Consider the following 21,703-nt stretch of genomic DNA (forward strand, 5'->3'; position numbering starts at 1 on the left):
CTCTTTTAAAACTCAATGATGGAACTGTAAAGGGCTAGAAAAACCAGCATCAAAACAGTCGCCCCACTGACCACACCAAGAGCAAACAACATATTCATAAATGTGCGCAACGGATGGCTGGAACGTTCTTCAAAACGACGTTCCTGACTGCGCTTCTCACGCCCACCCACGATGGTGAGATAATATTGTTTTTTGATAAAGGGAATGCTCAAGCGAATATTAATCGGATGTTTGCTCGTCCAGCTCGGCTCTTCAACCGCCTCATTTAAAGAATGACGGCGCCACTCATCCAGCGAGGCCAAGACATCACCTTCAACGGGTAAATTTTCCCCCTCTTGTGACATGTCCGAATCTTTAATTTGCTTGCTCACACCGCACCTACTTTTTACTCATTTACGTAAATATACGTGCTCTTGGCCTTATATAAAAGGATATATCTGGGGAAAATTCATAATAAATCAACAAATTGCGCGTATTTACTTGTAAATTCGTGATTTTTTCCTAGCCTTTAATATAGAGGAAAAAACCTCACATGTTTAACGACCCGCAAAAAGTGGGCGAAAACAGGGATGAATGGGATGAATAAGACGCTCTCGAAGTCGGAACAGCAAAAGGCTGACCTCATCAATAAGGTTGCCAAACTCATCAATGACCGCCTGCCCAAAGCTGAAAAGCTTGATGCTGAAAAATTTGTTCGACAATTCTTTGAAAAAGTCCCCCCTCGTGACCTGATCGGTCGAAACGAGGAAGAGGTTTATGGTTCCGCCCTTGCTTTTTGGCGCTTTGCCTATCAGCGACAAAGTGAGGAAAGCCTCATTCGGGTTTATAACCCAAACTTGGAAGAACACGGCTGGCAAAGCGATCATACGGTTGTTGAAATTTGCACAACAGACCGCCCCTTCTTGGTTGATTCCATTGCATCTGCCTTGGCTGAACATGATATGACCATCTATCTGACCATCCATCCGGTCATTCAGCTTTGTCGCGAAGAAGATGGACGCCTAAGAGCCACTTGTAATGCCAAAGAGGTCGAAATTTGTGGCAAGACCTGTGCAAAAGAGTCTTTCATGCTCTTTTTGGTCAATCGCCATTCCAATATGGACCATCTTCAAGAAATCCATGACAGCCTTACCCATTGCTTGGAAGAAGGCAACGCCGCGGTTCGTGACTGGCTTAAAATGCGTGATTTCGCTCAAGAAACCACTGATCATCTCACAAAAAAACTGCCCAATGCCAAATCCGAAGAATACCGTGAGTTTTGCGATTTCATGCAGTGGGTCCATGATGATCATTTCACCTTCTTAGGGGCCTGTGATTTTGAGATTAAGGGAAAAACCGTTGTCCCGGTAATGGATGGGGCTTTAGGCATCTTGTCTAATCCAAAATCCAATATTTTAGATGAGATCAGCCAGCTTGCCACCAGCCCGGCCTCAGAAAAAGGCCGTTTCACCGAAGACAGCACGCCCATCATGCTGGCAAAAACATCCCATAAGTCCATGGTCCATCGCCCGGTTTATATGGATGTAGTTTGCATCAAACGTTATGGTGCAAAAGGCAAAGTTATTGGTCAACGGGTCTTTGTCGGGCTCTTTACATCTGCGGCCTACAGCCGTGCCCCCCATGACATTCCGCTCATGCGCATGAAATCAAGCCATGTCATGCAAAAGGCAAATTTTGAGCCCTCCAGCCATAACCGAAAAGCTTTGGCTCATATCATCGATACATTCCCACGCGATGAGCTGTTTCAAATTTCTGAAGATGACCTTTATGAAATTTGTATGGGTGTTCTCCATCTACAAGAGCGCCAGCGCGTGGCCCTATTTGTGCGCCAAGATGATTTCAAACGTTTTGCCTCCTGCCAGATTTATATCCCGCGCGACAGTATGACGACTGAGCTGCGCCATCTCATGCAGGATATCTTGGAGCGCGCCTTTAACGGTGAAGTCATGGCCTTTTACACCCAGATTGGGGATGCGCCACTGGCCCGCTTACATGTGATTGTCTCCACACCGGGTAAACGCAAAAAGTCCGTTGATATTTTTGAAGTTGAATCTCAACTGATTGATGCGGCGCGCAACTGGCCTGATCAATTGCGCGACCAGCTTGTCACCAGCAATGGGGAAGAAAAAGGCCTTGAGCAGTTCCGCCGTTATGGCAGTGCTTTTCCCGCAGGCTATATTGAAAGCCACAATGCAGCCGTCGCCGTTTCAGATATCACCAAGCTTGATGATGTGATTGAAACTGGTGAGCTTCAACTCAGCCTTTATCGCCCGATTGAAGCAGCGCAAAATGTGGTGCGCTTTAAGCTTTATCATCCCAATAAAGCCGTGCCGCTTTCTCATGTTTTACCCATGCTGGAAAATATGGGGCTGTTGGTTTTAGATGAGCATCCTTATCCCATTAAGCCAAGCCAGGCCGATATGGATGTCATCATGATGCATGATTTCGGGCTGGAAACCTCAACGGGTGAAGGGGTCGATCTTTCTGCCATTCGCAAAAGTTTCCAAGAAGCTTTTCGCCATGTCTGGAACGGCAGTGTTGAAAATGACGGTTTTAACCGTCTGGTTATTCAGGCAGGCATTCAGCCTTGGCCTGTTATGTTGCTGCGCGCTTTATGTAAATACCTGCGCCAAGCCAATATTCCGTTTTCACAAACCTATATGCAGCGTGCCCTTGCCTATAACCCGCAAGTCACCCGCTTATTGATTGATCTTTTCTATGAGAAGTTTGATCCAGAGCGTCAGCAAGATGACAAGAAAATCAACAGCATTCGCAGTGAAATTCTAGATATCCTTGATAGCGTACAAAATGCCGATGAAGACCGGATTTTGCGCCGCTTCCTCAACCTGATTGATTGCACATTGCGCACAAACTATTTCCAAAAAGAGCGCGGCACGGGAGAAGTTAAAAATTACGTCTCCTTCAAGTTCAACTCTATGGAAATTGAAGACCTGCCCTTACCGCGGCCTTGGCGTGAAATTTTCGTCTATAGCCCGCGCATCGAAGGAGTGCACCTGCGTGGTGGTCCGGTTGCGCGCGGTGGCCTAAGATGGTCTGATCGCCGGGAAGATTTCCGCACTGAAATCCTTGGTCTGGTAAAAGCCCAGCAAGTGAAAAACGCCGTTATTGTACCTGTGGGTTCAAAAGGCGGCTTTGTGGTCAAACAACCGCCAAATGAAGGCGGGCGCGATGCCTTTATCAGTGAGGGCATTGAATGTTACATCACCTTTATTCGCGGTCTGCTTGATCTCACCGATAATTATATCAGCGGCAAAGTCATCCCGCCCCAACAGGTTATTCGCCATGATGACGATGATCCTTATCTGGTAGTTGCTGCCGATAAGGGCACCGCGACTTTTTCTGATATCGCCAACCGTGTCTCTGAAGAATACGGCCATTGGCTGGGCGATGCCTTTGCTTCTGGCGGGTCTGTTGGCTATGACCATAAGAAAATGGGCATCACCGCCAAAGGGGCGTGGGAATCGGTCAAACGCCATTTCCGTGAAATCGGTAAAGACATCCAGACGCAAGATTTCACTGCTGTTGGTGTCGGTGATATGGGCGGTGATGTTTTTGGTAACGGCATGTTGCTGTCCAAACACATCCGTTTGGTCGCTGCCTTTAACCATATGCATATTTTCATTGATCCCAATCCAGACTCAGCCAAATCATGGGAAGAGCGCAAACGCCTGTTTGATGCGGTTAAAGGCTGGGATCATTATGATACATCGCTCATTTCAAAAGGCGGCGGTATCTTTGAGCGTTCCGCCAAGCAAATTGATATCACCCCTGAAATTCGAAAAGCCTTAAGCCTGCCTAAAAACACCAAGTCGCTTTCCCCCAGCGAGCTTATTCGCGCCATCTTAAAATCAGAGATCGAACTGCTCTGGTTTGGGGGCATTGGGACCTACATTAAGGAAAGCCACGAATCAGATGCAGATACGGGCGATCGCGGCAATGATGCGATTCGCATTGATGCACCAGAGCTGCGCTGTCAGGTTATTGGCGAGGGCGCCAACCTTGGCTGTACGCAAAAAGGTCGGATTGAATATGCCTTACATGGCGGGCGCAACAACACCGATGCCATTGATAACTCAGCTGGGGTGGATTGTTCTGACCATGAAGTAAACATCAAAATTCTGGTCAACCAAGTGGTTGCTGATGGTGATATGACCACCAAACAACGCAACAAACTGTTAGAACAGATGACCGATGAGGTCTCAGAACTTGTCTTGCGTGACAACTACCTGCAAAGCCAAGCCATCACCATGATCCATGAACGCGCAACTGACTTGCTTGATCAACAAGCCCGCTTGATGAAATATCTTGAGCGCAATGGGCGTTTGGACCGTGATGTGGAAGTTCTGCCCAATGATGAAGTGCTGGCTGAACGTCAAGCTGCGCAAAAAGGCCTGACCCGACCGGAAATTTCTGTCTTAATGCCTTATGCTAAAATCTGGCTTTATGATCAGTTACTGGAATCAAAACTACCGGATGACCCCCGTCTTGAAGAAGACCTCATCCGTTATTTCCCCTCTGACCTTCAACAGACATTTGAATCTCAGATTACCAAACATATGCTGCGTCGTGAAATTATCGCAACCCATATCACCAATTCCCTGATCAACCGTGTGGGCGGCACATTTGTTACCCAGACTATGGAAAATACCAATGCCACACCGGATGATATTGCGCGTGCCTATCTCATCACCCGAGATTCATTTGGCCTGCGCGAAACATGGGAAGAAATTGAAGCCTTGGATAACAAGGTTTCAGCCCAAGAACAGGTGCGTATGCTCATTCAGGTAAACCGCCTGATTGATCGCGGCACCAAATGGTTCTTGCGCAATTGTGAACACCCCATTGATATCGGCAAAACCGTTGAAGCCTTTTCAGATGGGCTACAAAAACTTGGCGAGCGCCTTGAAGACGTCTTGCCTGAAAATGTACTTGCAGCCCATCTAAATCAGGCCCAGACCTTTATTGATAATGGCGTGCCTGAAAAGCTTGCCAAAAGTGTTGCCGGTAAAGTGGTTCTGGTTTCTGGCTGTGATATTGTCGGCATTGCCCATTCACGCGATATGGATGTGGTTAATGTCTCAAAAATCTACTTTGCTGTTGGCGCGCGCTTTGATCTGGGATGGATGCGCGCAACAGGCGAGCAACTCGGCCTGAAAAACCACTGGCAAAAACTGGCGGTCGGGGCCTTGATCGAAGACCTCTATACTTATCAGTCCACCCTGACCTATGGCGCGATTGAACATCATAATAAAGGGGCCGATGCGTTAGATGGTCTTGAGAAATGGATTGAGCAAAACCAAACCGTTGTAGACCAAACCGACCAGATGCTGGCAGAAATGAAAACCACACCAGGTGTTGATTTCGCCATGTTAACGGTTGCTGCCAAACAACTGCGCGATATGATCTCTCAATAAAGAAAAAAGCCCTCGCATCATCTGTTTGCGAGGGCTTTTGATCTTCTATCTAAGATATTTTTACTTTAGATCAGGTTTCCTGATTAAGCTTTTCACCTGACTCAGCGCCTGCATTTTCATAAGCATCCGTGGCAGCAGCGGCTTCATCAGCTGGGGCTTCCTCAGAAGGGGCTTCATATTTTGGACCGCCTTTTGTCACACCAACCATGGCTGGACGCAACAAACGGTCATGGATCACATAACCATCCTGCATCACCTGACCAACAAGGCCTGAAGGCTGGCTTGGGTCTTGAATTTCAAACATGGCTTGGTGCAAGTTATGGTCAAAGGGCTGGCCTGCCGCCTCAATGCGCTTGATACCGGCTTTGTTAAAAGCGTTTTGCAGCTCACGCTCGGTCATTTCAACACCTTTGATCACATCGGTGTCTTTCATGTCTTCTGGTGTGCTGTCCATTGCGCGGCTCAGGTTATCAGCCACAGAAACCATTTCACGCGCAAAGTTGGTCACGCCGTATTTAAGCGCGTCTTGTTTTTCACGCTCCCCACGGCGGCGCACATTTTGCTCATCAGCAACCGCACGCATCCATTTGCTTTTCATTTCTGCCAGTTCGGCTTCCAGCTGGGCAACACGATCACCGGCTTTTCCCTCTTCAGCAAACCCTTGAACATCTGCTTCCAGTGTCTCTTCAACCGGGGCTTCTGCCTGCTGTGGAGCTGCTGTTTCTTCAATGACTTCTTCGTTATTTTCAGGTGTTGCTTGTGTATTTTCGCCTGACATTTTGTCTTCTCTTTAACCTAGTTAACCAATTAAACGGCCGATAACCTTAGAGGTATAATCAACCATCGGAATGATGCGCGCATAGTTGATACGGGTTGGACCGATCACACCAATGGCGCCGACAATTTTTTGATGACCGTCATGAAACGGGGCCACCACCATAGAGCAGCCGGACACGTTAAACAACGGATTGTCCGACCCAATAAATATTTGTACGCCTTCTGCATGATCCGCAAGGCGCAGAAGCTTTAGCAGGGTTTCTTTCGTTTCCAAAGCCTCAAATAACGAGCGGATGCGTTCTAGGTCGCCAACGGCGGATATATCATCCAATAAATGGGCCTGTCCACGCACAATAAGCGAGCCTGAATCAGCTGAACCACCTGCCCATTGGGCCAATCCGGTTTCCACAACGCGGGTTGTCAGCTCATCAAGTTGCGCCTTATGGCTTTGCAATTCCTTGTTTATTTCATCAACCCCGCCTGAAACGGTTTGCCCAACCAGCTTGGCCCCCAGATAATTACTGGCCTGCACCAAGGCACTGGGTGGGATATCAGGTGGGGTTTCAATCACGCGGTTTTCCACCACGCCATTTTCCATCACCATAATCACCAAGGTGCGCCCCGGTGATAAATTGACAAATTCAATATGTTTCAGCGGCGAATCCGCTTTTGGCGCAAACACGAGTGAGGCACAACCGGACAGGCCCGAAATCATGCCTGAGGCCTCATTCATCACATCATCAAACTGGCGACCTTTTGCTGCACATTCTGCATCAATGGTGCGCCGTTCCATTTCCGGTAAATCACCAATTTCCATCACCCCGTCGATAAACAGGCGCAACCCCGCTTCCGTTGGCATCCGCCCGGCAGAGGCATGGGGGGAATGGAGCAACCCCATATCTTCAAGATCAGCCATCACATTGCGAATGGAGGCTGGCGATAAGGAATTTTCCAGCAATTTGGAAACCGTGCGTGAGCCCACAGGCTCACCCGTTGCCATATAAGCATCCACAATGCGCCTAAAAATATCACGCGATCTATCGTTTAAATTACTTAACATGAAAGAAATTTAGTGCGGATACCCTGATGCGTCAATTCTTCTGCTCAGACTTTGCAAATTCTGCCCAACGATCAACATATTCCAACAAGGTCCGTTGAGCTTCACCACTTTGCAACATTTCCCCATAACGACGCGACACATAGGGCAGAAAAACCTTACAGGGAGAGCCTTTGGTAAACCCACTATGGATCACGCCGTCATTGATATTGACCTCAAGGGGCTTTACCTGATCACCATTTTTAAGTGTTGAAAAATGCGCCAACCCCACATAACGCCCATGAATGAAATATTCCGTGCGACCGCTTAAAAGTTTTTTCAAATTACTTTCTGTGGAAAAACCATCTTCAAGTGTCAAAAATTTCTGCGCAAATGAATCAAAAGAGCCCCCATAACGGTCCCCGGCATTTTTACCGCCTTTTTTATTGATGAGATCGGCCCATTCATCATATTCAAAGGCTGAATTCGCCTTCATAAAAACCGCAAATGGGTTAGGCGCAATCGGTTTTGTGGTAAATTCTAAAAACAGCGCACGCTCTTGGGTTTTCTTTAAGGCAAGCACCATATCAAATCGGCCCGCTTTGGCAGAACTCAACACCCGTTTCCACGGCCCCTCATAACGGGCCTCAAACTCTATACCAAGTTCATCAAATATCTTTTTAGTCAGCGCAACACTGGCCCCAATGATTTTGCCATTAGCCTTCCAGTGATAGGGCGGATATTCAGGATGGGCCGTTGCAATGACTTTGTTGCATTCATGGGCCTGAGCGGGCCTTGCCAACCCCATAAGCCCCATAAAAACAGCCAAAAACAAAAGTCTCATAAAGCAGACACCCATTTAATTACCAGACCACAATAGCACATTTTCAGCCTTGCTTCTTTATCTTTACCATGGCTTCCTCAATCTTCTTGCGTGTTAACTATTGTCCTTGACCAAAACCCTATGGTACACCCGAGTTAACAAATTCACGCTGTATGGGAATACGAAAAAATGATCACGATGGACGAAATCCAAAAAGTCACCGCGCACCTGCGCAAAACATTTGGTAACGACAAAATCCGCATCCAACCGCCAAAGAAGCCGGAACACCCGATTGAAGTCTATGTTCTGGACGAATTCATTGGCGTGCTGCACCGTGACGAAGACGAAGGCGAAGTGTCTTATGATCTCAATATCTCCATCATCGAAGACGATCTGATCGACCTATGACACGTCCAAGCGGCCGCGCTGCCGACCAACTGCGCGACATCAGCTTTGAAATGGGTTTCTCCAAATATGCAGAAGGTTCCTGCCTGATTAAATTTGGTGACACCCATGTTTTATGCACCGCCACCGTGGAAGAAAAAGTCCCCGGTTGGATGCGTGGCTCCGGTGAGGGCTGGGTGACAGCAGAATATGGCATGTTGCCACGCTCCACCCACGGTCGCATGCGTCGTGAAGCCTCAAGCGGAAAACAATCGGGTCGCACACAAGAAATTCAACGCCTGATCGGTCGCTCCTTGCGCGCGGTCTGTGACCTTAAAGCCATGGGCGAAATTCAAGTCCGTGTGGATTGTGATGTGATCCAGGCTGATGGCGGGACACGCACAGCCTCCATTACGGGGGCCTATGTCGCCATGTATGCGGCTTTTCAAAAAATGAGGGAAGAAGGCAAGTTGGAAACCATTCCGCTCACTTGTGAAGTGGCTGCGGTTTCTTGTGGTATTTTTGAAGGCACGCCTGTTCTTGATCTGGATTATGATGAAGACAGTAACGCTCAGGCTGATGCCAACTTTGTGCTCACAGGCAGCAATGGCATTGTGGAAATTCAAGGTACAGCCGAAGAAGATCCCTTTTCCCAAGATGAATTCATGCAACTTCTTAGCCTTGCCCAAAAAGGCATTGGGGAGTTAGCTATTAAACAGCGTGAAGCCTTAGGTCTGGAGTAAAATCATGCGCAAACTCGAAGCCGGAAAACTCGTTATTGCCAGCCATAATGCGGGCAAGGTACGTGAAATTCAGGACCTTCTTGCCCCTTTTGGTATGGAAGTTATTTCAGCGGGCGATTTAAACCTGCCTGAACCTGATGAAACCGGTGAAACGTTTGAAGAAAACTCCCTGCTTAAATCTTTAGCAGCCGCCAAAGCCTCAAACCTGCCTGCACTTGCTGATGATTCCGGTCTTAGCGTTGCTATTTTAAGCGGCGCACCGGGCATCTATTCAGCACGATGGGCAGGCCCGCGCAAAGATTTTGATCGTGCCCAGAAAAAAGTTGCTGATGCGGTGGCTGAATATGACACCATTGAGCAAAAGGCTGATCGCTCAGCCGCCTTTATCTGTGCACTTTCCCTTGCATGGCCTGATGGTCATACAGAAGTGTTTGAAGGTCGTGTTGAAGGCCAAATGACATGGCCTGCACGTGGTGAGAAAGGTTTTGGTTATGATCCAACCTTTATCCCCAACGGGTATGACATTACCTTTGCCGAAATGGACCCGGCTGAAAAACATAAAATCAGCCACCGCGCCGACGCCTTCCAGCAATTGGTTGCCGCCTGTTTTTCTTGATAAAAAAGAGTGAGCCATGAGTAAAGATATCAACCGCATCCTGACTTTCTGGTTTAACAGCATCAATCCGGCTGAAATGGCCACTCACCGTGAAGAATGGTGGGTTAAAAATGCTGATTTTGACAAACAGATCACTGATGAATTTTCAGAAGTCTATGAAAAGGCCGCTAAAGGTGAGCTGCAAAACTGGCAAAACACGCCACTGGGTGCAGTTGCCTTGGTCATCGCGCTTGACCAATTCCCGCGCAATATGTTTCGCGATTCCAAAAAAGCTTTTGCAACCGATGCTCAAGCGCGCAAAATCACCCGCCATGCGGTTGAGATGGGGTTTGATCAGCATCTTCCCCTGGGGCCAAGACTGTTTCTCTATCTGCCGATGGAACATAGCGAAAGTGCTGTAGATCAAAACGCCAGTGTTACCTTGATCAACACATTAGGTGATGAAGGCTACAGCGAATATGCCGTTAAGCACCAGATGGTGATTGAAAAATTCAGCCGTTTCCCCCATCGCAATGACGTCTTGGGCCGCGCCAGTACGGAAGAGGAAATTGCTTTCCTCAACCAACCCGGATCGCGCTTTTAATCGTTAAATTACTTCGAGCAAGCCTTGCGCATGGTCTTATAAGCCGCAGAAATCCCTTTAAGGGAATAAACATCTGTGGTTTTTGTCCCGCGTGTGGAGGTCCCCTTCACGCTCATGTTTGAGCCTGCGCGCATCATTTTGACTAAGGATGCATCGTCTTTGGCTTCATAAGTCCAGGCAGTTTCACCAGAGCCAAACAGCTTATAGCCTTTTTTACCGATCTGAACGCGAACATCATTGTTCTTTTTCAGTGGGTAGCCCTGATGGAAACTCACCACATCCTTAAAACCTTCGTTTTTGCGCAACGTCACTAAAACGTAAATGTCACTGCGTTTTTTAGAATGGCTGGCCTTGGTGGGAACGGAGGCAATATAGCACACAGAAGCTTTTGCCTTTTTATCAGCAAAAACGTCCCAATCACCATGGGGGCCTAAAAACTCAAAACCGGCGGCAAAAGCCCCTGAAGACAGGACCAGAGCCGTCACAAAAGAAAAAATATATGTCATGCGTTTCATCATGACTTTGTCATAGCACAAGAGCCTTAACAAATTCTAACCACAGCCCTGATCGCCATAAATATATTTCAGCAAAATAGGTGCCACAAGCGTTGTCACCATCAACATGGTCAAAGGACAAAGAATAAGTCCATGACCGCCTCCCATCATTTTTATGCGATCATGGCTATATTATCTTATAAAATGGCGCCAAAACGATAAGAGTCGGCAAGGCTTAACCACTACGTCCAAACAGCCGTTCGATATCTTTAAGCTTAAGCTCCACATAGGTCGGACGGCCGTGTTTGCATTGACCGGAATGGGGCGTTGCTTCCATTTCACGCAACAGTGCATTCATTTCATCCAGTGTTAAGCGGCGACCTGCACGAATAGAACCGTGACACGCCATGGAGCCACAGACATCCATCAGCTTATCTTTTAAAGCCATGGCCTCATCGACCTCTGCTAAGCTATCAGCAATATCCTGAATCAGGCCCTGAACATCCACCTTGGCCCCAAGCATGGCAGGTACTTCACGCACCACGACTGTGCCAGAACCAAAATTTTCCAAGACAAGCCCCATTTCTTCAAGCTCACTTGCACGGGTAACCAAACGGTCCGCATCTGCCATATCCAGCTCAACCACTTCGGGGATCAACAGGCCTTGGCGCTTGACCCCGTTATCGTCCAAATCTTTCTTGATACGTTCATAAACCAAACGTTCATGGGCGGCATGTTGATCCACCATGATGATGGCATCGCCACTTTGGGCGACAATATAAGTTTCATGAAGCTGTGCGCGTGCCACACCTAAAGGATATTCAGCAGGGGGATCGCTCATCTCCACATCTGAAGACTGGCGCACATCGGCTTGCGGTGGGGCATCAAGCCCACTTAAAGGAGCCTGAAAAACAGCTGCGGCCTCGCGCATGCCTTGGGAAGGATTTGGCATGGGATTATAATGCCCAAAGCCCCCGCCCCCTGCAGGTCTTGAGGTAATAGCGCGCGCCATCTCAACGGCTTGTGCATCCATTTGATGAGGCGCTTGCATGGAGGCTAAGGCTTCTTCACTCACCGTGGTGGAAGCTAAATGACCAGCGCCGCCCAATGCTTTTTTAAGCCCGCTTACAATCAGGCCACGCACCCCTTGGGCATCGCGAAAACGCACCTCTGCCTTTGCCGGATGCACATTTACATCAACGGCGCGCGGGGGCAGTTCAATAAACAGGGCTAAAAGCGCATGGCGATCATGGGCAAGAAAATCACGATAGGCTGCACGCACCGCGCCATAAAGCTGCTTATCTTTAACTGGGCGACCATTGACAAAAAAGAATTGAAGCGCGTTATTGCCCCTATTTAACGTCGGCAAGCTGATATGGCCCCTTAGGCGCACATTTTCACGCTCCACATCAATCGCAATGGCATTTTCAGCAAAATCACGCCCCATAATGCCGCGCAAACGCTCCAGCATGGCTTCAAACAAATCCCCATGGCTGGCGGGCAGTTTTAACAAGCTGCGCACCCCATCAGAAAGGGTAAAGCTGATCTCTGGGTGGCACATGGCAAGACGTTTCATCATGTCCAAACCATGGTTTAACTCTGTACGCGGGGCTTTTAAAAATTTTAAGCGCGCGGGCGTGGCAAAAAACAAATCGCGCACTTCAACGCGGGTCCCTTGGGGGTGGGCAGCGGGTTCTGGCCCTTCTATCTCACCGCCTTCAACGCGGATACACCAAGCGTTTTCCGCTTCTTTGGTGCGCGAGGTAATGGACATGCGCGCAACCGAACCAATAGAGGGCAAGGCCTCACCCCGAAAGCCTAAGGTATCGATATTAAACAGGTCTTCATCCGGGATTTTTGAGGTGGCATGGCGCTGCACGGCAAGTTCGAGTTCTTCCGGTCCCATGCCGCAACCATCATCGGTGACGGATAACAACACACGCCCGCCTTCTTTCATCACCACATCAATTTTAGAAGCCCCAGAATCAATGGCATTTTCCACCAATTCCTTCATGGCTGAAGCGGGGCGTTCCACCACCTCACCGGCGGCGATTTGGTTAATCAATGTTTGGGGGAGAAGACGGATACCCATAATTAGATAAATTCTTTCTTCAGTCGTTTCATATAGTGAATTAAGCCAGCCGTTGATGAATCCTCATCCATAATCGGCACTTCGCCCATCAGTTTTGGTTTAATCTCGCTTGCCAGTTCCTTGCCCAATTCCACACCCCATTGGTCAAAGGAATTGATGTTCCACAAAATCCCCTGAACAAAGATTTTATGCTCATAAAGGGCAAGCAACTGACCAATGGTAAAAGGCGTCACCAAGGGCAAGATGATCGAGTTGGTCGGCTTGTTTCCCGGAAATGTCTTATGCGGGGCGACCAGATCGATCTTTTCATCGCTCAGGCCTTCGGCTTTGAGTTCTGCGCGCACCTCATCTTCGGTTTTACCACGCATTAAGGCTTTGGTCTGAGCCAAGAAGTTTGAGAGTAAAATAGTCTGATGTTCGCGCAAAGGATGGTGGTTATTTGCCACCCCGATAAAATCCATGGAACACTTCCAACTGCCTTGATGAAGAAGCTGAAAAAACGAATGCTGCGCGTTGGTGCCTGCATGACCAAAAACAATCGGCCCTGTGGAATAATCAACTGGACGGCCTTCCAGATCAACCCGCTTGCCATTGCTTTCCATATCCACTTGCTGAAGATATTGTGGAAAACGCGTTAAATACTGATCATAAGGCAGCACCGCATGGGTGGACCAGCCAAAAAAGTTGGAATACCACACCCCCAAAAGCGCCATGATAACCGGCATATTATGTTCAATGGGTGAGGTTCTGAAATGCTCATCCATGGCGTGCGCGCCTTCAAGCATTTCTTCAAACTTATCCATGCCGATGACCAGCGCAATCGCGAGACCAATCGCCGACCATGTGGAATAACGCCCGCCGACCCAATCCCAAAAGGGAAACATATAATCCGTATCAATGCCGAAATCCGCGACTTTTTCCTCATTGGTGGAAACCGCCACAAAATGTTTTGACACCGCACCTGAGCCCAGACGTTTTACCAACCATGAACGCGCAGATGTGGCATTGAGCATGGTTTCTTGGGTGGTAAATGTTTTTGAGGCCACAATGAAAAGCGTTGTTTCCGGGTCTAGGTTGCGCAAAGTCTCCACAAGGTGGGAGCTATCCACATTTGAGATAAAGCGCGGGGAAAGATCATCGCGCTGATAGCTACGCAAAGACTGCAAGGCCATAATCACGCCAAGGTCAGACCCGCCAATGCCGATATTGACCACCGTTTTAATATGACGCCCGGTCACACCGCGCCATGTGCCTGAGCGTACATCTTGGGTAAAACGGCGCATTTTATTTAGCACATCGCGCACATCGGGCATGACATCGCGCCCATCCACCATCATGGGGCGCTCAGACCTGTTGCGAAGCGCCACATGGAAAACCGCGCGGTCTTCTGTCATGTTGATATGTTCACCCGCAAACATGCGATCGCGCGCTTTTAACACACCGCATTCATCTGCCAGATTTGACAAAAGCTTCATGGTTTCTTCGGTGATGCGGTTTTTGGAATAATCCAGCAACAAACCAGTTGAGCGCTCAGAGAATTTTTCAAAACGCTCCGGGTCTTGTTCAAACAAATCGCGCATATGCAGCGGTTTGATCTCCCGATGATGAGCCTCTAAGGCCTGCCATGCTGTGCTTTGAGTCAGTGCGCTCATGAATTTACCTGTGTTTTCCCTTTGCCAAACAGAAAAGCTTTAAAAAGAGCCCCCTGCTTTCACAAGGAACACACTAGACACTTTTCTTTAAAAAGGGAATCCCTGTGCGCAAATTCTTCATATCTTCCATCACGGCTAAAAGGGCAGGCACAACCACCAGCACAAGCAAAGTCGCCACCATCAAGCCAAAGACAATGGTAATAGCCATGGGGATGAGAAATTGTGCCTGAAGGCTCGTTTCAAACATCAAGGGTGTCAGCCCGCCAATGGTGGTGGCAGAAGTCAGGATCACGGCGCGCAAACGCTCAATCGTGCCTTGTGCAATGGCGGTTAAGGAATCTTCACCCATATCAAGATGCTCTTTCACCGTTGAGACCAAAATGATGGAATCGTTAATCACAATGCCGCTTAAGCCCACCAGCGCCACAAGGCTTAAAATCGTTAAGTCATAGCCCATGATGAAATGCCCAAAGGCCGCCCCCACAAACCCAAAGGGAATGACCGACATCACCACAACGGGTTTTGAATAACTGGAAAAGACCCATGCCAAAATGATGTAAATGGCACTAAAGCCAACCACGACCCCTGTGAGCATATCACCAAAGGTGCGTTTTTGCTCTTCTGCTTTACCGGCAAATGAAACACTCACCTTATGTTTTGCTGCAATATCATCCACCCCATCGCGCTCTAAAGCCTCAATGATCTGGCCTGTACTGGTGGCAGATTTATTAAGCTCTCCCGTGATGGAGACCTGACGGGTGCCATCTTCACGCTTTACCGTGGCAAAACCCGTTTCGGTGCGCACATTGACCACTTGGCTTAAGGGCACTTCTGCCCCGCTTGGGCTGCGCAGATAAAGCCCATCAAGGCTGGTTTGTGAGATATGGGCGCGGTCAAACTGCACGCGGATCAAGACTTCTTCATCACCACGTGGAAAGCGTTTGGCAATCGCACCATCAAAACTGTCACGCACCTGACGCGCCACATCCTGTGTGGTAAAGCCCAAGGCTTGACCATGGGGTGTGACTTCTAAAATCGCCTCTTCCTTACCATAGGGTAAGTCATCTTCAATGGCAGAAATACCGGGATAACGTTTTAACAATCCCACTACATCATTGGCTGCGGCCTTGAGGTTTTGAATATCATCGCCATTAATGCGGATATCCACATCCCGCCCAGGCGGGCCTGCTTGAACCGGAATGAGGGTGAGCTTTTGCAAACCCGCCTTTTGATCCAGATTTTTGCGCCACATATTTAAAAATTCTTCTGTGCGGATATCGCGTTTATCGGACTCAATCAGCTCCACATAAATCCCGCCCAGATGGTCACTGCCTGCTGAGGAAGACGAGCCCCCATGACCGCCCCCTGCTGACACCCGTGTGCCGATTTTTGCCACATGGGTTTTAATCAACTCTCCGCCAAGTTCTTCATTGGCGATATAAAGCGCGCGCTCAAGCTCATCCACCATAATCTGGGTTTCACTGCGCGGGGTCCCTGCGACCATTTCCACATTGGCATAGACCCGCTCGGCCTCTGGTCCTTTAAAGAACTGAAAGCCCACACGCCCGCCTGCTACAAGGCCAAAACTGATGATTAAAAAAGCCACAGCCGTTGCCAAGGTGACATAGCGATATTCCAACACGCGATAGGTCAAATTGGCAAAATGCACATCACGGATATGGTTGAACTTGTCGTTAAACTTCTTTCTAAAACCATTGGCTTCTTCAGGCTTGCCTTTAAGGGCGTGGCGCATATGGCCCGGCATAATGAGGAAACATTCAATCAAACTGGCAATAATCACCGAGATCGCCACAAAAGGGATCGCTGCTATGATCTGGCCCATAATATCTGAAATGGCAAGCAAGGGCATAAAGGCTGCAATGGTGGTGAGGCTGGAGGCAAAAACAGGGGTCAGCATACGCAATGCCCCCCCTTCTGCGGCTTCCACAGGGGAAAGCCCACGCCGGCGCAAGGTTTCAGAATGTTCCCCCACCACAATGGCATCATCCACCACGATCCCGATTGCCATGATCAGGCCAAACAGGCTGACCATATTAATGGACTGGCCTGAAAGCTTCATGACAAACATGGTGGCAAGGATGGAAACCGGAATGCCTGCTGCCACCCAAAAAGCCACCCGTGTATTTAAAAATAAAAACAAAATGGCAAGCACAAGAGCCAGACCGGACAGGCCATTATCAAGCAAGAGATTAATGCGGTCTTTAATCAAATTGGCCTGAATTTCATATTGATCCAAACGCATGTTTGGCGGCAGGCTTGGGCGCACTTCAGTAAGAAACTCGCTCACAATTTTATCCACCACCAGCGCATCAGCAGTGGTGGAACGACGCACCTGTAATTCAACAGCGCGATTTTTTTGAAAACGCACTTCCACGCCATCTTCTTCAAAGCGCTCAGACACTTGTGCTATATCAGATAATTTAAGTTTCTCACCCGTTTGGCGTGCCAAAATCTCGATATCTGCCACACCTTCAGCGGTTTTCACCTCACCCAGACCACGGATTTGCTTGGCTTGAGCGCCCCCTGTCACTCCTGCGGGGATATCTTGAGAAATGCGTGCAATACGATTGGCAATATCATCAATGGTCATATCGAGACGACGCAGGGTTTCAGGCAGCACATCCACCCAAATCTCTTCATCGCGCGCCCCATTTAGATCGACCTTATCCACCCCGCGCGCCAAGAGCTCATCGCGCATTTCTTTTGCCATGGCTTTTAGGGCGGCTTCAGGATATGGCCCGCTGAGTAACAAGCGGGTAATGGGCTCATAGCGCACCACCCGGTTAATCACAGGCTTTTCGCTATCTTCAGGTAAGGTCGTCACCCCGCCAATGGCTGTTTCCACATTTGATAGCGCGGTCTGCATTTCAGTACCCGCTTCAAACTCAATGGAGATTGAGGCCGAACCCTCATTAGAGGTGGATTTGACATGTTTAACGTTATCTAAAAAACGCAGCTCAGGCTCAAGGGCCTGCACGATATTGGCATCCACATCTTCAGCCCCCGCACCGGACCATTTCACCGAGACGGAAACCACATCAATGCCAAAGCTTGGGAAAAACTGCACATTTAAGCGCATCAACCCCACCACACCAAGCAGGATCATCAAAAACATCAATAGGTTTGGGGCCGTGCGATGGCGTGTGAAAATGCTGACCAGATTAAACCGGCTTTCATTATGACCCATCGTCATTTGATCATCACCTTCACGCCGATGCCCATTTCAGCAAAGCGGGTGACACAGATGATATCTCCGCCTTGCAAGCCTTCGCTGATCAACATATTCGCCCCATCGCGCGCAGCCACTTTGATCTGGCGCTGATAAAGCCGCCCGTCTTTCACCACATAGACAAAGCTGTTGTCATGAACCGCACGCGCAGGAAGCGAAACCACATTTTGATAAGTCTCATCCGGAATGCCCACTTCAACAAACACACCGGGGCGCAGGTCCGTATTTAACGTCAGACCAGACAGAGTACCAAAAACTTTACGCCCGCCCGTTGTGGCGTCCACACGGGCATCAATACGGATGATTTCAGCCTCATATGAGGCGATTTTATCACCGCGCCTTACATTGACGCTGACTTTACGCCCTTTTAAGTCATTAAGGCGGGTTAAACGGGCATAATCAGCTTCACTAACATGGAAACTCACCTCTAAACGCTCTAAAGAGATTAAGCGACCCAAACGGTCTGAGGTGGAAACCTGCTTACCTGCTGTCACATCCGTATCTGTTAAAAAACCCTCAAAAGGTGCTTTAAGCTGGGTGTCAGCCACATCACGCTGGGCTTTGCTCAGGGCGGTTTTGGCTTTTTCAAGGCTCGATTCAGCCTGAATAACTTGGGATTTATAACGCGCAATAGTTTGTTCGCGCACCAGCAGTTTTTGCTTGCGATCATTTAAGTTGGTCAGCGCATCATCATAGGCCTTTTTACTCACGGCTGAGCGTTTGAGCAATTTTCGTTGGCGCTCTACCTCGCGCGAGGCCAGATTGACTTGCCTTTTATCAACAGGCTGGAGCTTTTCTTCACCCACCAACATGGTCTTAAATTCTTCAAGCTTGGCTTCGGCTTCTTTTAAATCCGCATGGCGTTCTTTTTCAGTGGCGAGATAATCAAACCCGTCAATGGTCACCAGCACATCACCAGCGCGCACCGAGGCCCCATCGCCTAAATCATTATGAACGGAAATCACCGTGCCAGAGACTTGGGCGCGCAATTCCGCCTCGCGGCCTGCGCGAATTTCACCATAGCTTTGCAAAATCGGCTTCACATCGCCAAACGCAACCTCTTGGGTTTGCACAGGCCAGAAACGTTCTTCGACTTCTTTTAAAGGTGTCTGTGGTTTGGTTGCCTTTAAAACCGCAAATATCGCAATTGCCGCCACAACAATACCAACTGCAATCAATGGCTTTTTAAAACGCTGCCAAATTTCCATAAACCCAAACCCTTAAAAATTTTGTCGAGTATATTGTATTTAATAGTATATTACCAAACAGTGAAATAACTCACACTTATTTGGTTTTATATTTCGGGTTGGGGACGTTTTGAGACCAGACGTGGCAAATGACTGAGCTTTTTCTTCTCAGCTTTTTCCGCAAGTTTGAGTTTGCGTTTTTTCGGCTCTAACAGGTCTTTGCCTGTAAAGGATTTATGCGGGCCTGCTGCGCGTCTGGCTTCTATTGCTTCAAGGGTGCGTTTGACCAAATCTTCTTGATCAGGAGAATGCACACAGGCGCGGATATGGACACGCGCAATCACATCCATGCGTTTGTGAAGGGTGCGATAACGACGATGGGCTTCCAGCCAAACAATATAAGCAGACAGAGTCCAAGGATGGGCGGGAAAAGCCTTAAGCTTTCTCTGCCCACACCAGTCTTTAAACTCCAGCCACTCTTTGCGGCGGTGCGGCGCGTTCATTGAATTTAATCCAAATGATCATTAGCGGGTCAATTACACAGAGCGTTTTTCATGCTGTCTCAGTGCAAGGCCCAAAAGGATGCCTAAAACACCCATTAGAGTCATTATAAAAAAGGCCTCGACCCCAAAGCTCTCATAGAAATAGCCAACAAATAGCAGCGTGATGCCCGCACCCACCCCATAAGCAGAGGCGCCATAAAGGCTTTGGGCTGTGGCTGAAAACTCAAGGGAAACTGCGCGACTCATGAAAGCCATCGCGCCTAAATGCATGGCCCCAAAACTAAAGGCATGAAGGGTTTGCACCGCTAAAAGTACCCCTTGGCCCGGATCATAAGCCAGTATGCCCCAACGCAGCACACAGGCGATGGCGGCGAGAAGCAACAAGCTTGAAGGGGCAAAACGCGCCCCGATTCGCCCACCAAAAATGAAAAAGATCACTTCCGCCACCACAGCTTCCCCCCATAAAAAGCCGATAAACCCGTCACTATAACCAAGGCTGCGCCAATGAAGCGTTGCAAAGGCATAATAAAGCGCGTGGGAGCCATGAATACAGGCCACCGTTGCCATAAAAAACTGAAATTTTCGATCCATCAAAAGGGTGCGCACAGGTTTGCCAGCCCGACCCAAAGGCGCAATGCGCACATCGGGCAAACCTAAAATTGCCATCAAGGTGAGGAGGATGGAGATTAAAATCGTCCAGTAAATCACCTGCTCATTCGTCAGTTCCAAAATAAAGCCAAACCCTGCGGACATGGCAATAAAACTTAAGGACCCCCACAAACGCATGCGCCCATACTGGATTTTGGTTTTACGCGTAGATAACAAGGTAATGTTATCGCCAAACGACATGATTGGTGCCCAGCTTATACCGTAAAAGAGCGAGACCATAAATAAGGCGAAAAAGCTTTCCACGAAATAAAAGGCAGCAAAGCAAAAAAAGGAGGTGGCGGTGAAAAACAGCATCAGCCTTTTTCGCTCCCCCAACTTATCGCCCAAACTGGCAAACAGCGGGGAGAACACCACTTTACCCAAAACCGGAATGGCAGTGAGAATGCCGATTTCCACCCCGCTCATGCCACGGGCTTGCAACCACACAGGCCAGAAGGGCAGCATACAGCCAATGACGAAAAAAATGCTGATGTAAAAGCTGGAGAGACGAAAGGCAAGCAGGGGCACAGAGGCTTTACACACCTTTCCAGCGCTCAAACAAATTATGCTCGATATCAAACTGGTCCAAGGCCTTGCCAATGGATTGATGGATAATGTCTTCAACCGTTTGGGGCTTATGATAAAAGGCGGGAACCGGAGGCAATATGGTTGCGCCAAGGTCTGCGCATTTTGCCATTAATTCAAGATGGCCTTTATGAAGCGGTGTTTCGCGCACCATCATGACAAGGCGGCGACGCTCTTTTAAACAAACATCAGCTGCGCGGATCAACAGGTTTGAATTATCCGATGTGGCCACACCCGATAAGGTCTTAATCGCACAAGGCGCTATAATCATCCCCTTGGTTTTAAACGACCCGCTGGAAATGGAAGCGCCCATATTTTTTGTATCATGGACCACATCAGCCAAGGCTTTGACCTCGTCCAAAGAAACATCGGTTTCCAGTTCTAGATTAACCTGTGCACTATCACTGACCACCAGATGGGTGGGATGACCGATCTCTTTTAGGGCGCGCAAAAGCTCCACGCCGTAAATCACACCAGAAGCACCGGAAATGCCGATAATAATAGGTAGGGTCATCACTCACCTCGTCATTCCCGCAAAAAAAAGCAGGGATCAAGAATGCCATAAATTCAATATACCAAATTTCCCACTTTTGCAGGAATACCGTCTTATAAAAGAAATACTCGACTAAATAAATGAGTTATTCTTGACTCACCCGATAAAATCCCCATAATGGAGAACATAACGGGAAGGTTGCCCATATTTGGGGACTTTTTACCAGTTGATCTCGCACATTTTTAGTGGGGATCACAAAAACGTGACCATAAATTCGTATTGCTTTTAAAGGATATGACCATGACTGTGATCTACTTCACTCTCTCTTCTCAAATGTAACGCTATGGTTCCTGTGCATGGATTTTAATGCACCGGCAATAACACAAACATATTTCTTTTGAA

At 48.5% G+C, this 21,703-nt stretch carries 17 protein-coding genes; 5 read left to right on the forward strand and 12 right to left on the reverse strand.

Annotation, left to right across the window (positions count from 1 at the left end; all coding sequences use genetic code 11):
- Positions 1–5: 5 nt before the first annotated feature.
- On the reverse strand, positions 6–344 hold the full coding sequence (locus MTBPR1_RS05310) for a hypothetical protein (protein WP_069186528.1): 339 nt from the start codon (positions 342–344) through the stop codon (positions 6–8).
- A 234-nt stretch (positions 345–578) separates the two neighbouring features.
- Between MTBPR1_RS05310 and MTBPR1_RS05315 the strand changes: the two genes are divergently transcribed.
- Positions 579–5,435 carry an NAD-glutamate dehydrogenase gene (locus tag MTBPR1_RS05315; protein WP_069186529.1) on the forward strand — a complete coding sequence of 1,619 codons (4,857 nt, stop codon included), beginning with the start codon at positions 579–581 and terminating at the stop codon, positions 5,433–5,435.
- Between the two features lie 70 nt (positions 5,436–5,505).
- On the opposite strand, the gene grpE is transcribed toward MTBPR1_RS05315, so the two are convergent.
- From grpE to MTBPR1_RS05330, 3 genes are read right to left on the reverse strand one after another with little or no spacing between them, the layout of a single operon-like run.
- Complete coding sequence (gene grpE / locus MTBPR1_RS05320; protein WP_069186530.1) at positions 5,506–6,213, reverse strand: nucleotide exchange factor GrpE; 708 nt, start codon at positions 6,211–6,213, stop codon at positions 5,506–5,508.
- A 21-nt stretch (positions 6,214–6,234) separates the two neighbouring features.
- The gene (gene hrcA / locus MTBPR1_RS05325; RefSeq protein WP_069186531.1) at positions 6,235–7,272 is read right to left on the reverse strand and encodes a heat-inducible transcriptional repressor HrcA; all 1,038 of its coding nucleotides are present in this window, start codon (positions 7,270–7,272) and stop codon (positions 6,235–6,237) included.
- Positions 7,273–7,303: 31 nt separating this feature from the next.
- Entirely contained in the window at positions 7,304–8,092 is a 789-nt protein-coding gene (locus tag MTBPR1_RS05330; RefSeq protein WP_069186532.1) for a substrate-binding periplasmic protein, read from the reverse strand.
- Between the two features lie 168 nt (positions 8,093–8,260).
- Between MTBPR1_RS05330 and MTBPR1_RS05335 the strand changes: the two genes are divergently transcribed.
- From MTBPR1_RS05335 to MTBPR1_RS05350, 4 genes are read left to right on the forward strand one after another with little or no spacing between them, the layout of a single operon-like run.
- Positions 8,261–8,479 carry a DUF3126 family protein gene (locus MTBPR1_RS05335; RefSeq protein ID WP_083222908.1) on the forward strand — a complete coding sequence of 73 codons (219 nt, stop codon included), beginning with the start codon at positions 8,261–8,263 and terminating at the stop codon, positions 8,477–8,479.
- On the forward strand, positions 8,476–9,198 hold the full coding sequence (gene rph / locus MTBPR1_RS05340) for a ribonuclease PH (protein ID WP_069186533.1): 723 nt from the start codon (positions 8,476–8,478) through the stop codon (positions 9,196–9,198). Before MTBPR1_RS05335 ends, rph begins: the two co-directional genes overlap by 4 nt.
- 4 nt (positions 9,199–9,202) lie before the next feature.
- Positions 9,203–9,814 carry an RdgB/HAM1 family non-canonical purine NTP pyrophosphatase gene (gene rdgB, locus MTBPR1_RS05345; protein WP_069186534.1) on the forward strand — a complete coding sequence of 204 codons (612 nt, stop codon included), beginning with the start codon at positions 9,203–9,205 and terminating at the stop codon, positions 9,812–9,814.
- Positions 9,815–9,830: 16 nt separating this feature from the next.
- Positions 9,831–10,397, forward strand: a complete 567-nt coding sequence (locus tag MTBPR1_RS05350) for a DUF924 family protein (protein ID WP_083222909.1) — start codon at positions 9,831–9,833, stop codon at positions 10,395–10,397.
- A gap of 8 nt (positions 10,398–10,405) precedes the next feature.
- On the opposite strand, the gene MTBPR1_RS05355 is transcribed toward MTBPR1_RS05350, so the two are convergent.
- The 8 genes from MTBPR1_RS05355 to MTBPR1_RS05390 form a co-directional block, all read right to left on the reverse strand.
- Positions 10,406–10,903 carry an invasion associated locus B family protein gene (locus tag MTBPR1_RS05355; protein ID WP_126465029.1) on the reverse strand — a complete coding sequence of 166 codons (498 nt, stop codon included), beginning with the start codon at positions 10,901–10,903 and terminating at the stop codon, positions 10,406–10,408.
- A gap of 223 nt (positions 10,904–11,126) precedes the next feature.
- Positions 11,127–12,983, reverse strand: coding sequence for a DNA mismatch repair endonuclease MutL (gene mutL, locus MTBPR1_RS05360; RefSeq protein WP_069186536.1), 1,857 nt, complete (start codon positions 12,981–12,983; stop codon positions 11,127–11,129).
- A gap of 2 nt (positions 12,984–12,985) precedes the next feature.
- Positions 12,986–14,635 (reverse strand): glucose-6-phosphate isomerase, encoded by a 1,650-nt coding sequence (gene pgi / locus MTBPR1_RS05365; protein ID WP_069186537.1) that lies wholly within the window; start codon positions 14,633–14,635, stop codon positions 12,986–12,988.
- 73 nt (positions 14,636–14,708) lie between these two features.
- Entirely contained in the window at positions 14,709–17,849 is a 3,141-nt protein-coding gene (locus tag MTBPR1_RS05370; protein ID WP_083222911.1) for an efflux RND transporter permease subunit, read from the reverse strand.
- Positions 17,846–19,093 (reverse strand): efflux RND transporter periplasmic adaptor subunit, encoded by a 1,248-nt coding sequence (locus MTBPR1_RS05375; protein ID WP_069186538.1) that lies wholly within the window; start codon positions 19,091–19,093, stop codon positions 17,846–17,848. The genes MTBPR1_RS05370 and MTBPR1_RS05375 overlap by 4 nt, the downstream gene beginning before the upstream one ends.
- 86 nt (positions 19,094–19,179) lie before the next feature.
- On the reverse strand, positions 19,180–19,575 hold the full coding sequence (locus tag MTBPR1_RS05380) for a hypothetical protein (RefSeq protein ID WP_069186539.1): 396 nt from the start codon (positions 19,573–19,575) through the stop codon (positions 19,180–19,182).
- A gap of 33 nt (positions 19,576–19,608) precedes the next feature.
- Positions 19,609–20,766, reverse strand: coding sequence for an MFS transporter (locus MTBPR1_RS05385; protein ID WP_069186540.1), 1,158 nt, complete (start codon positions 20,764–20,766; stop codon positions 19,609–19,611).
- The gene (locus MTBPR1_RS05390; protein WP_069186541.1) at positions 20,759–21,322 is read right to left on the reverse strand and encodes a UbiX family flavin prenyltransferase; all 564 of its coding nucleotides are present in this window, start codon (positions 21,320–21,322) and stop codon (positions 20,759–20,761) included. Before MTBPR1_RS05390 ends, MTBPR1_RS05385 begins: the two co-directional genes overlap by 8 nt.
- Positions 21,323–21,703: the final 381 nt, after the last annotated feature.

The organism is Candidatus Terasakiella magnetica, from assembly GCF_900093605.1.
GTDB lineage: Bacteria > Pseudomonadota > Alphaproteobacteria > Rhodospirillales > Terasakiellaceae > Terasakiella > Terasakiella magnetica.

Coding starts and splice junctions, on each gene's coding strand:
- MTBPR1_RS05310 (WP_069186528.1), bottom strand. CDS start 344: ATGTCACAAGAGGGGGAAAATTTACCCGTTGAAGGTGATGTCTTGGCC.
- MTBPR1_RS05315 (WP_069186529.1), top strand. CDS start 579: ATGAATAAGACGCTCTCGAAGTCGGAACAGCAAAAGGCTGACCTCATC.
- grpE (WP_069186530.1), bottom strand. CDS start 6,213: ATGTCAGGCGAAAATACACAAGCAACACCTGAAAATAACGAAGAAGTC.
- hrcA (WP_069186531.1), bottom strand. CDS start 7,272: ATGTTAAGTAATTTAAACGATAGATCGCGTGATATTTTTAGGCGCATT.
- MTBPR1_RS05330 (WP_069186532.1), bottom strand. CDS start 8,092: ATGAGACTTTTGTTTTTGGCTGTTTTTATGGGGCTTATGGGGTTGGCA.
- MTBPR1_RS05335 (WP_083222908.1), top strand. CDS start 8,261: ATGATCACGATGGACGAAATCCAAAAAGTCACCGCGCACCTGCGCAAA.
- rph (WP_069186533.1), top strand. CDS start 8,476: ATGACACGTCCAAGCGGCCGCGCTGCCGACCAACTGCGCGACATCAGC.
- rdgB (WP_069186534.1), top strand. CDS start 9,203: ATGCGCAAACTCGAAGCCGGAAAACTCGTTATTGCCAGCCATAATGCG.
- MTBPR1_RS05350 (WP_083222909.1), top strand. CDS start 9,831: ATGAGTAAAGATATCAACCGCATCCTGACTTTCTGGTTTAACAGCATC.
- MTBPR1_RS05355 (WP_126465029.1), bottom strand. CDS start 10,903: ATGACATATATTTTTTCTTTTGTGACGGCTCTGGTCCTGTCTTCAGGG.
- mutL (WP_069186536.1), bottom strand. CDS start 12,983: ATGGGTATCCGTCTTCTCCCCCAAACATTGATTAACCAAATCGCCGCC.
- pgi (WP_069186537.1), bottom strand. CDS start 14,635: ATGAGCGCACTGACTCAAAGCACAGCATGGCAGGCCTTAGAGGCTCAT.
- MTBPR1_RS05370 (WP_083222911.1), bottom strand. CDS start 17,849: ATGACGATGGGTCATAATGAAAGCCGGTTTAATCTGGTCAGCATTTTC.
- MTBPR1_RS05375 (WP_069186538.1), bottom strand. CDS start 19,093: ATGGAAATTTGGCAGCGTTTTAAAAAGCCATTGATTGCAGTTGGTATT.
- MTBPR1_RS05380 (WP_069186539.1), bottom strand. CDS start 19,575: ATGAACGCGCCGCACCGCCGCAAAGAGTGGCTGGAGTTTAAAGACTGG.
- MTBPR1_RS05390 (WP_069186541.1), bottom strand. CDS start 21,322: ATGACCCTACCTATTATTATCGGCATTTCCGGTGCTTCTGGTGTGATT.